At 49.8% G+C, this 10802-nt stretch carries 9 protein-coding genes; all 9 read right to left on the bottom strand.

Annotated elements, in window-relative coordinates:
- Window positions 1–194: 194 nt before the first annotated feature.
- Window positions 195–611 carry a GtrA family protein gene (locus AC50Y5_RS31500; RefSeq protein ID WP_056034740.1) on the bottom strand — a complete coding sequence of 139 codons (417 nt, stop codon included), beginning with the start codon at window positions 609–611 and terminating at the stop codon, window positions 195–197.
- A gap of 64 nt (window positions 612–675) precedes the next feature.
- Window positions 676–4530, bottom strand: a complete 3855-nt coding sequence (locus AC50Y5_RS31495; protein ID WP_235533142.1) for a glycosyltransferase family 39 protein — start codon at window positions 4528–4530, stop codon at window positions 676–678.
- Window positions 4531–4799: 269 nt separating this feature from the next.
- Entirely contained in the window at window positions 4800–6323 is a 1524-nt protein-coding gene (gene lysS, locus AC50Y5_RS31490) for a lysine--tRNA ligase (RefSeq protein WP_494865540.1), read from the bottom strand.
- Between the two features lie 85 nt (window positions 6324–6408).
- Window positions 6409–6885 carry a transcription elongation factor GreA gene (greA, locus tag AC50Y5_RS31485; RefSeq protein ID WP_056034744.1) on the bottom strand — a complete coding sequence of 159 codons (477 nt, stop codon included), beginning with the start codon at window positions 6883–6885 and terminating at the stop codon, window positions 6409–6411.
- A gap of 784 nt (window positions 6886–7669) precedes the next feature.
- Window positions 7670–8668 (bottom strand): tRNA dihydrouridine synthase DusB, encoded by a 999-nt coding sequence (gene dusB, locus AC50Y5_RS31480; protein ID WP_494865538.1) that lies wholly within the window; start codon window positions 8666–8668, stop codon window positions 7670–7672.
- A gap of 130 nt (window positions 8669–8798) precedes the next feature.
- Window positions 8799–9020: a helix-turn-helix domain-containing protein gene (locus AC50Y5_RS31475; RefSeq protein ID WP_056034753.1), complete on the bottom strand. Its 222-nt coding sequence runs from the start codon at window positions 9018–9020 to the stop codon at window positions 8799–8801.
- Window positions 8972–9523: a 2-amino-4-hydroxy-6-hydroxymethyldihydropteridine diphosphokinase gene (gene folK / locus AC50Y5_RS31470; RefSeq protein ID WP_056034756.1), complete on the bottom strand. Its 552-nt coding sequence runs from the start codon at window positions 9521–9523 to the stop codon at window positions 8972–8974. The genes AC50Y5_RS31475 and folK overlap by 49 nt, the downstream gene beginning before the upstream one ends.
- Window positions 9501–9887, bottom strand: a complete 387-nt coding sequence (gene folB, locus AC50Y5_RS31465; RefSeq protein WP_056034759.1) for a dihydroneopterin aldolase — start codon at window positions 9885–9887, stop codon at window positions 9501–9503. Before folB ends, folK begins: the two co-directional genes overlap by 23 nt.
- A 31-nt stretch (window positions 9888–9918) precedes the next feature.
- Window positions 9919–10791, bottom strand: a complete 873-nt coding sequence (gene folP / locus AC50Y5_RS31460; RefSeq protein ID WP_056034762.1) for a dihydropteroate synthase — start codon at window positions 10789–10791, stop codon at window positions 9919–9921.
- Window positions 10792–10802 lie beyond the last annotated feature (11 nt).

Below are 10802 nucleotides of genomic sequence, written 5' to 3'. Positions count from 1 at the left end.
GGCAGTTTCACTCGTTGTTCAGTTTTCAAAGAACAATTTCTCTTGCTTGCGTTTCGTTCGTGTCTGCCGTATGTCTCAGCGGCGACTCATATAATATATCACGGGTGCCTAGAGGATTGCAAGTGTTTTTTCAAAAAAACTTTTAACTTTTATTAAACCCGCATTACAGCGCCTTTTTCCGGCGTTTTAAACCCTTATTTACCGCGAAAAACCCACTTCTTGCTGCCAATAAAATTGAGCACTGTCGTCACCCCTGTAACGAGCAGCTTTGCCAGCCACTCGTTAACAAGCATCTTTTCAGATACGAAATACAATAGGGGCAACGACAGGCCTAGAACCGTACAGCTCAAAATAGTAAACCTTATCGCCTGCGCTTTATCAAACTTGCGTTCTCTTCGCTGCTCCGGCCCTTTGCCGAACGTCAGCCAGGAATTCATAACGTAGCTGTTCACAATACCTGCTCCATAAGAAATCACCTGTGCACCAACGAAGTACACACCCAGCCATACCAAGAGGCTAAACACCATAAAATCGACAGCCGTATTTACGAGCCCTATCATATTAAACATTATAAACTGCCTGATTGTTTGCCTCATTGCACCCTGGGACATGTTGCCGCTCCTTTGTCTTCCTAGCTTCTTTACTCAAATGTTTGTATGGCTCAGCTTCCTGGCACTAGCCGCTGTAGAGCACCCAGCTTGGGAACCAACGCAATATATGAGCCACATATGTTTTGCTGAAAGGCAAACCAGATAATACAGGATAAAACATAATGAACAGCACAACCGCTGCTGCGACGTATAGGCCTAGATATTTTCTCCACTTCGGATTTTTCTCCTCAGCCGTCTGGAACATATAGAGAATCGCCATGACCATGAATGGCACCATCGCAAAATAATGATAAATAAACGTCAGCCTTGGCACCAGCATCCACGGCAAGTATTGCGACAGATAAGCGATCCAGACAATGTACATTCGTTTGTCCTTGCGCTTAAGGCTTATATAGAAGGCACCTATTACCGCGAATAGCCCCGTCCACCAAATAAGTGGATTGCCGAAAACGGAAATCGACGATACATCATTCGCATTTTCTAAATCCTTGCCGCTATAATACCACACCGGGCGTTTCATAAACGGCCATTCCCACCACTGCGAGGAATAAGGATGCGTGGCAACCAGTTCGCTGTGATAAGAATACATATGCTCCTGCTGACTTACAAGTCCTTCAAATGTATATTTGCCATCGCCTGCGTTCAGCACCGGGATAAAGGACAGGCTGTAAATGACAGCCGGTATGGCGATATACGTAACCAAACAGCTCGCGAGCGTCAACAGCGTATTGCGCGGGAAAGCCTGAATGACGCGCTTATACATTTCCCTCTGCTCAGCATTCCCTGTGCTAGATGCAAGCGCACGCTTGGAAGCTGCATATTGCTTGTAGCGTTCGAACAAGGATAGGCCCAACATAACGGCAAGCCCTGCCCCGCCGTAAAGGACGATCCATTTGGACGCGGCACCGATGCCGAATACGACCCCTGCGAGCGATAGCGGAACGAGCGTCTTCCTTAGTGCTACTAAATAGAAGTTCATTCTATAGTAACGGTACATGAAGTAGAACATCAGCATAATGAAAAATACGGCGTACACATCGATCGTCGCAATGCGCGTCTGTGTGAAATGCATGAAATCGGCCGCCAGCAAAATCGCGCCAGCCGCTGCATAAACCGTGCGGTAGCGGAACAGCCGCAGCACGAATATATACATAAGAGGAATCATCGCAATGCCGAACAGCGTTCCAATAATCCGCCAGCCGAAGGGGCTGAGCCCGAACAGCTTGATGCCAATGGCGATGAGTATTTTGCCCAATGGCGGATGTGTATTTTCATATACGGGCAAATCCTCAAGGAACTCATACGCAGTACGTGCATGATAAATCTCATCGAAGTATGAGCCGTTCCAATAGGTCGACTTGTAAGCTGCCGAGCTTTGCTCATCAAATAGATGCTCCACAGGGCCAAAACGCGGGTCCTCGGCCGCTGCCGCATTAGAGCCGATATAAACAATGTCTCCAATAGGCAGCGGCTGATCGCTTCCACTTGGATAAAAGGCCATTTCCTGCAGCGAGAAACCAGTTGAAGCAACCGTAACCTTGGCATATCTCGCGCTCACATTAAGCGGCTGGACGACCCATTTTAGATCATCGCCGATTTTCAGCTCGACTTCTACACCGCCGCTCCACGCATCCGGTGAATTTCCGAACTCCAGCTTGAGCTTGCCGGCTCCCACACCTCCAAACATATTGACCCGCTCCAGCTGCTGCGTCTGGCCAAGATCAACATAAAAGCTTTGGCCATTCTGCTGCGGCTTCCAGCCTGTATTCAGGCTGTTGAACGAGCCCAAATTAAGCAGCGCCACAATCGCATAGACAACAGTAATGCCGCCCATCCACCACCAGTCCTTGCGGGTGAGCTTATTGCCGCTCTTATCAGAGGTAGAAGCCTGCAGTTCCTTGCCCTTAGGAGTGCTCTGCGGCTCCAGCTCCTTAAGTGCCTGCTGGTCCGCTTCCCGAAGTTCTTCCTGCGTCAGCGGTGGAACTGGTTTGGGATCATTTTTCACATAGAGAGAATAACCAACATAAAGCAAATAGGCGAACAAACACAAATTCGTAATGGAGCACAAAATGACAATGCCGTCGGTCACCGTATGCTGACCTGCCTCGCTAAATGCAAGCACGTACCCGACATTAATGAAATGCGTGACACTGAAACCCATCATGAGATGCAGCAGCCGCCGATCCTGCGACTCGATATAGGCGAATACATACAGCAAGATGACAGGGAACAGATAACGCTCATGCATTTTCGTCGCAAATAGAAACACGATTGTGATGAGAATAATCGCAATAAAATAAGAGATGCCCAGATTGCGCTTTGGCTTGCCCTTAAAGGAGAACCATAGTGCCGCCACAACAGCTAGTACTATGGCAATATTGCCCCATGTTTTATAAGACAACAGCAGCCAGCTGCTGTCCAGTGAAGCCCAGTTCCCTCCCGTGAGCGCGTATAAGTTGAACGCATTCAATGTTGCGTACGGATAGGAGGATAACGTTGCTTTGTAAAGCTCAATAACACCCATTAAACCGCCATTATTCAAGAAAAATGGAGCCGCAAGCACTAGAAAAGCAATCAAGCCATAAGCGACGCTCATCAAGGCGCGCTTCCAATCGCGTTTATGCCAATAAGCGAGCAGGACAACCGGGGCGAAAATTAAAGCCTGCGGTTTAATGAGCACAGCAAGCGCGAACCAGATACCGCCTCGTTCCAGACGCTCCCCCGCCATGCTGCTAATGGCCATAATGAGAAACAAGGTGAAGAAGGAATCCACCTGTCCCCAGCCTGCTGAATTGATCCAAATCGCCGGGTTAAAGACATAGAGCAGGGCAAGGCCTGTCGCTGCTGCCGGATTGAGCTTTGTTTTGGCAAACCGGTAAATGAGCCAGCTGGACACTAGATCGGCCACGATGGCCGGGAGCTTGAAGAGCAGCGTTGCTCCGCTTGTATCCGGATTTATGCTGAACCATGACTTGATGGCAGCAAGAACATACAAAATATAGACGTAGCCCGGCGGGTAGTCTGCAAAGACCCCTTCTTCATAAAACTGCTGTACGCCATTCTGATAGGCGCGATCCGCCCAGTACATAAAGGTCTTAATATCGTTGACGTAGCCCGGCACCTTAATCGCAACCCATAGCCTGAAAATAAGAGCTGCTGCCATAGCGGCAATCAGCCAGCCACGATAGGAAGTGCTGGATTTGCCAAGCGGCTGCGTCCGAAGCATTTTTCGATAGAGAAAAACAAACAAGAGGCCGAATAAGGCCGATATTGATAATACGGGAAAAGCGGATATCTTTTTCGGGTCCATCTTTTCAGCATCTGTCGCTCCGCCCCCACCACCTGTCAGCTGCGATGGCTCGAAGGACATGATTTGAACGTTTTCAGGCTTTGCTGGAAGCTGCTCCATTTTCAAATCGTCGAACAGCGCTGTTCCCGTGTTCAAGCTTCCGTAGCCGCCCAGGCTGATGCCCATTTGCAGCTCCTTCTGTTCTGGGCCTGTCCGGCCGTAAAATTCGAGCAGCTTCCACTCGCCCGCCGTATCAGTCAACTGTGGAAATGGATCGCCCACTCCTACAATGAACAGATTTGCCCCGATTGCATCGCTCTTTGCATCTGAAACCTTGACCCAGCCGCTCACATGGTAATAAGCGTCCGGACTTACGGTCAGCTTCTGTATCCATTTGGCATGGTTCGGCTGAAAGTTCTGAATCTTAGCTGCGCCGGTGCCTGAATAAACATCGGACTGCTCCAGCGTGAAGCGCGATACGCTCTCCCCAGCCTCCCACACATCCTGCGTCCATGACAAAGGTACACCGGACTCCGCATCCTCGAAGCCAGCATTATGTATAATATTAAATTCCTCCGCGAACACCTGCTTGCCGCCATAAGGCAAAAAACTGAATAAGAGCATTACCATGCATATGACCAACCGCAAACTTCTCATTGAACCTTTCAGCAACGTCTGTTCACCTCTGATTTCTATAGTCATTACCTCGCTAAGATAGCTTTTTTTGTCTGAAAATACATATTCACTTTAAAGGAAAATACGGCACGGGTCAATGGACGGAGGCGGCATCAGCTTGTTGCCTGACATAAAGCACGTTTCAACAGCTTTCCTAGCCCTATTATAGAAAAAAACCTGCTGAAGCCACAGGCCTCAACAGGTTAGTAGAAAAATATGATCGGCTATTCGCCCGCCAGATTGCGCATATGCGGGAACAGCAGCACGTCGCGGATGGAAGGCGCATCAGTCAACAGCATGACCAGACGGTCGATGCCGATTCCTAGTCCGCCCGTTGGCGGCAAGCCGTACTCCAGTGCACGGATGAAATCGTCATCCATCTCATGCGCCTCATCATTGCCCTGCTCCTTCTCCAGCAGCTGCGCCTCAAAACGTTCGCGCTGATCGATCGGATCGTTCAGCTCTGTAAACGCATTGGCATGCTCGCGCGCCACGATAAACAATTCAAAACGATCCGTGAAGCGCGGATCAACCGGGCTTTTCTTCGCCAGCGGCGAAATCGCAACCGGATGGCCCGTAACGAAGGTTGGCTGAATGAGCGTATGCTCACAAAACTCTTCAAAGAACGCATTCACAATATGACCGAACGTCATATGCGGCTCAACTTTGACGTTATGCTCCTTCGCAATGGCATGCGCTTCTTCATCCGTCATTTGAACGCTGAAGTCAACGCCTTTGATTTCCTTAACTAGATCAACCATTGAAATACGGCGCCATTGCGGCGTCAGGTCGACTTCTTGGCCTTGGTACATGATCTTGGTAGTGCCGAGCACATCCTGCGCGATATGCGCGATCATGTTTTCAGTCAATGCCATAATATCCTTGTAGTCAGCGTAAGCCTCATACAGCTCCAGCATCGTAAATTCTGGGTTATGGCGCGTCGACATGCCTTCGTTCCGATAAACGCGGCCAATTTCGTAAACCTTCTCCATGCCGCCGACAATGAGGCGTTTCAAATGCAGCTCAATCGCGATACGCATATAAAGCTGCATATCAAGCGCATTATGATGCGTGATGAAAGGACGTGCGGATGCTCCGCCCGGAATCGTATGCAGCGTCGGCGTTTCCACTTCCAGATAGTTCTGGCCATCCAGGTAGCGTCTCATCGATTGGATAATGCGGGAGCGGGAGATGAACGTTTGTTGAACATCAGGATTCACAATTAGATCAACATAACGCTGGCGGTAGCGCAGCTCGACATCCTTCAGTCCATGGAACTTGTCCGGCAAAGGCAGGAGCGATTTCGTAAGTACGATCACTTCCAGCGCTTTTACCGATACTTCGCCGGTATTCGTCTTGAATACCGTTCCCTTCACGCCGATGATATCGCCGATATCAAGCAGGGTGAATGCTGCGAATTGGTTTTCCTCAACCGTATCCTTGCGCGCATAAATTTGAATTTTGCCGCTTAGATCCTGAATGTGGGCAAAGCTCGCTTTACCCATGCCGCGCTTCTGCATAATCCGGCCCGCAATGCTTACCTGTTCGGCTTTCTCTTCCAGCTCTTCCTTCGTAAACGACTCATAAGCGGACACGATGTCCTTCGCATTATGCGAACGCTCGAATTTGCTGCCGAATGGATCAATGCCGAGTCCTCTCAGCTCGTCCAGTTTATCACGGCGGATTTGCAGCAGCTCGCTTAGCTCTTGTTCTTGTTCATGACCTGTCTCGGTGTTCTGATGTTCCAACTTGATTTCATCTCCTAAGGCACCGCTTTAACGTTCAAAAAGCTTCCGCTTAAGGAAGCTTTCTGAATCAGACACAGTGCAAACCTTATTTTTTAATATCGACGATTCTATATTGTATAACACCGGCAGGTACGCTGACATCAACGACCGTGCCTTCCTTTTTACCCAAAATCGCTCTGCCTACAGGGCTCTCATTGGAAATCTTATTGTTAAGCGGATCCGATTCTGCGGAACCGACAATGGCATATTCCATTTTATCGCCAAATTCCAAATCTTCTACAGTTACCGTGGAGCCGATGCTGACCACATCTGTATCGATCTCATCGCTGTTGATGATCCGAGCGTTGCGGAGCATTTTTTCCAACGTAATGATACGACCTTCGATGAAGGCCTGCTCATTCTTAGCATCTTCATACTCGGAGTTTTCGCTAATATCGCCGTAGCCAATCGCGATCTTGATCCGCTCAGCTACTTCGCGACGCTTGACCGATTTCAGCATCTCCAGTTCGTCCTCAAGCTTTCTCAAACCTTCCTGAGTCAGAATGATCTCTTTATCGCTCATCTTTCCGATTCTCCCGTCGTGTGACCAATTTTCATACCAGGTATGAATTCACTGTTAATTAATATATTACGCTCCTCTTGCCTCAGACCAGCTGAGGGAGCAGATAAGCCGCGTTGACTATAGTCATTAAGGTTATATTGCACGATTATATGCAATGTTCTCCTGAATGTCAATCAAAGCCAAACGACTGGAACGACTTTCGCATAAGGCCTCTTGAAAGCGTTGCCCTCCATATATGTACACCTGGCTGCAAGGAACACGCCGCTTGTAAAAGCGCCTGTGCTTGAACCCTTTATTTCAGTTGGCAGGACAGCCACACGGCCCTTCTTTTTTATTCGTTGCAAAACCGTACAATCCTTCCTAACTCGTCTACAAAAAACACAAAGTTCCAAATATATAAGGTTTTTTACATAACCTTTCCATTTTCTCATAAGCCGCCATGGCTCTCCTCATCTATTACCCAAGGTGAAACGGCTCGCGCCGTTCTATGAAAAAATAACAAATGTTTTGTCGTTAGGCGTCATACGAGCATAGGCAGGAGACTCGCCTTTACAACCTTTTATTTTAAAAAAAGGCAGGCCTCTGAACGTTCTCAGATAACCTGCCCGTTTATTTCATTTGTAAATCAAGTATAGGGATTGTCGAATTTCCGAGCAGCCGTTTCCTGAACAGCCTGATCGTGCAAGGTGAAACGGCTGGCGCCTTCCTTTGGCGGCGCAACGCGTTTCATTCCGAGAAATATAGAGAAAGGATCGCGTTAGGATATCCTTTCCTATATTTCAAGCTAGAAACTTGCAGCAGCCAGACCTTGCTCCTCGAGCGACACCAGATACTGATCCAAAATGTCCACCATCCGGTCCCGGTCGGTTTCTTCCATAATAACATCCTTGACGCGGGCACCGCCCGGCAAGCCTTTCAAATACCAAGCCAGATGCTTGCGCATTTCCCGTACGGCAACCGCCTCGCCCTTCAGGTCAATGAGACGATCCAGATGAAGAATAGCAACCTGCATCTTCTCGCGCGGCATTGGATCGGGCAGCAGCTCGCCATTCGTCAAATATTGAATGGTCCGATACAGCATCCAAGGGTTTCCAAGCGCACCACGGCCGATCATGACGCCGTCGCAGCCTGTATGCTCCAGCAAGCGCCTGGCATCTTCAGGTGAAAAAACATCCCCGTTGCCGATTACCGGAATCGACACAGCCTGCTTCACATCGCGAATGATGTCCCAATTCGCTACACCTGTGTACTGCTGCTCGCGCGTACGACCGTGTACGCTGACCGCTTTGCCGCCAGCACGCTCAACGGCGCGCGCATTTTCCACCGCATAAATATGCTCGTCATCCCAGCCGATGCGCATTTTCACCGTTACCGGTTTATCGACAGCTTCTACTACGGCAGAAACCATCTCGTAAATTTTGTTCGGGTCAAGGAGCCAGCGCGCACCAGCATCGCATTTCGTTACCTTAGGTACCGGGCAGCCCATATTGATATCAATAATATCAGCATTGGTTTGCTTATCCACGACCTTCGCCGCCTCGACCAGCGATTCACGGTCACCGCCGACAATCTGCAGGCTAAGCGGCTTCTCACGCTCGTCCACGAACAGCATTTCCCTCGTCCGCTTATTGCCGTGCAAAATCGCCTTGTCGCTCACCATCTCCGCGCACACAAGACCTGTTCCAAACTCTTTCGCAATTAGACGAAAGGCTGGATTACACACGCCGGCCATCGGCGCGAGTACAACTCTGTTCTTCATCTCGATGTCGCCGATTTTCAGCATGCTTCTCCACGCTCCTTCTGGTTTGTTCAAATATAAGCATTTATAAGTTATACCCTTATAACGGGCTTATACTTCACCCGCGAAACGGTAGCTATACCGCCAGAGGACGGCGTCAGCCGTTTACGCTTGCTTACGCGTTTCCATTTGATTCCGAATCCGTCAACTCTTCATAGCTAACGCCAAGGGTGTTTGATATATGAATCAATAACTTCGCGTCCGCCTTGCGGGTGCCGCGCTCAAGGGAGCCTAACACCGCTACCGACACGCCAAGTACTTTTGCTAATTCCTGCTGTGTATAGCCCTTTAGCTTACGAAATGCCCGGACTCGCTGTGCCAATTGATGATTTTCCATAACATGATGCCTTCCTTTCCATCCTGAAGCGCTGAAGCCGCGGCCGCAGCCACCTGTTCCTTAAGCGGATGGGACTGCTCGATTACATCACCAAGCGGAACGAGCACGAAAGAACGTTCCATCATTCGCGGATGCGGAAGTGTCAGCTCCTCGCCATCCATCACGACATCAGCATACAACAGCAAATCGAGATCTATAGTGCGCGGCCCCCAGCGTATATCTCTAACACGCCCAAGCTGCTGCTCGGTATCCAGCAGAACGTGCAGTAAAGCAAGCGGGGACAGCGTAGTTCGTACGGCGATAGCCATATTCAGAAAAGGGGGCTGATCCGTATAGCCGACCGGATCGGTCTCATATACGCCCGAAACGCGAAGCACTTCGATGTCTGGGCGGCCGCTTAACTGCTGGATCGCTTGCAGCAAAAGCTGCTGCCGATCCCCTACATTTGAACCGAGAGCCACATATGCATCTGCGGGCGAATTAAACGGAGACAATGCGTCCATCAGCATCCCGCTTTCTGCGCAGCTCTACCGTCACGCCATCAAAATGAATGTCGAACGGCGGGTTCGGCTTCGTCACACGAACCGTTACTTCATTTATCATAGTATAAGCCGCCAGCAACTGGGTTGCAATGCTACCCGCTAAAGCCTCGATCAATTTAAACGGCGTTCCTTCGACGATTTTCTTCGTTAGCGCATGCAATTCGGCATAATTCACCGTTGCTTCCAAATCATCCATCGTTGCCGCTTTCTCCAAATCCATCAGCAGTTCCAGATCAACACCGAATTTTTGCCCCAGCCTGTTCTCTTCCGCAAAAACACCGTGATAACCGTAAAACTGCATGCCTTTCACAAGCATTCTATCCATAAGCTTACGCCCCTTATACTTATATCTGAAACTATGAATAACGCGGGTAGGTAATCGCATCCGACATTATAGCTGTTCTTTTATTCGCGCGCACATCATGCACCCTGACGATTTGACAGCCTTGAGCAATGCCCAGCGCCGTCGTCGCTGCCGTACCCTCTACCAGCTCTTCCCTTGGCAACTCTAGCGTCTGCCTAATGAAGCTTTTGCGTGAAGTGCCCAGCAGTACAGGATAGCCAAGAGCGTGCAGCTCGGCGAGCCGTCCTAGAAGCTCCATATTTTGCTCATGGGTTTTGGCAAAGCCAAGACCGGGATCTAGCCAGATATGCTCCTCTTTCACGCCCGCATCTCTTGCGATTTCGATGCTTTCTTTCAAATCGGCAATAACATCCTCCACAAAATCGGCTGCCAGGTAGACGGGATTCGTCCGATTATGCGTTAAAATAACCGGGCAGCCGTATTCCGCTGCGGCTGCCGCCATATCCGCATCAAATTTGAGTCCCCAAATATCATTAATAATCGTAGCCCCTGCGGCGAGCGCGTGACGTGCTGTCTTTGCCTTATACGTATCGATCGATATCGCAATGTGCGGCAGCGCAGCACGGACAGCTTGTATGACCGGAATAACGCGGCGCAGCTCCTCCTCAGCATCGACCGGCACAAAGCCCGGGCGCGTGGATTCGCCGCCGATATCGATAATATCAGCGCCTTCTGCCGCCATCTCCAATGCACGGCTGGCAGCCGCCTCCGCTTCATTAAACTTCCCGCCATCGGAGAAGGAATCGGGTGTCGCATTCAAAATGCCCATAATCAGCGTGCGCTTGCCCAGCTCCAGCTGCTTCCCTCCAGGCAGCTCATAGCTCCTGCTGTAATATTCAAGCTTGCTTTCTCTTGTTATATTCATAAGTTCCGCTC

The organism is Paenibacillus sp. JT22N7, assembly GCF_059383875.1.
Note: the sequence above shows the minus strand (reverse complement) of the source record. Positions and strands in the feature narration are given on the sequence as shown.

What these genes read in the sequence shown, in the direction of transcription:
- AC50Y5_RS31500 (WP_056034740.1), bottom strand. Translation starts at nt 611, where the DNA reads ATGTCCCAGGGTGCAATGAGGCAAACAATCAGGCAGTTTATAATGTTT.
- folB (WP_056034759.1), bottom strand. Translation starts at nt 9,887, where the DNA reads ATGGATAGAATGCTTGTGAAAGGCATGCAGTTTTACGGTTATCACGGT.
- AC50Y5_RS31495 (WP_235533142.1), bottom strand. Translation starts at nt 4,530, where the DNA reads ATGGTAATGCTCTTATTCAGTTTTTTGCCTTATGGCGGCAAGCAGGTG.
- AC50Y5_RS31475 (WP_056034753.1), bottom strand. Translation starts at nt 9,020, where the DNA reads ATGGAAAATCATCAATTGGCACAGCGAGTCCGGGCATTTCGTAAGCTA.
- greA (WP_056034744.1), bottom strand. Translation starts at nt 6,885, where the DNA reads ATGAGCGATAAAGAGATCATTCTGACTCAGGAAGGTTTGAGAAAGCTT.
- folP (WP_056034762.1), bottom strand. Translation starts at nt 10,791, where the DNA reads ATGAATATAACAAGAGAAAGCAAGCTTGAATATTACAGCAGGAGCTAT.
- folK (WP_056034756.1), bottom strand. Translation starts at nt 9,523, where the DNA reads ATGGACGCATTGTCTCCGTTTAATTCGCCCGCAGATGCATATGTGGCT.
- dusB (WP_494865538.1), bottom strand. Translation starts at nt 8,668, where the DNA reads ATGCTGAAAATCGGCGACATCGAGATGAAGAACAGAGTTGTACTCGCG.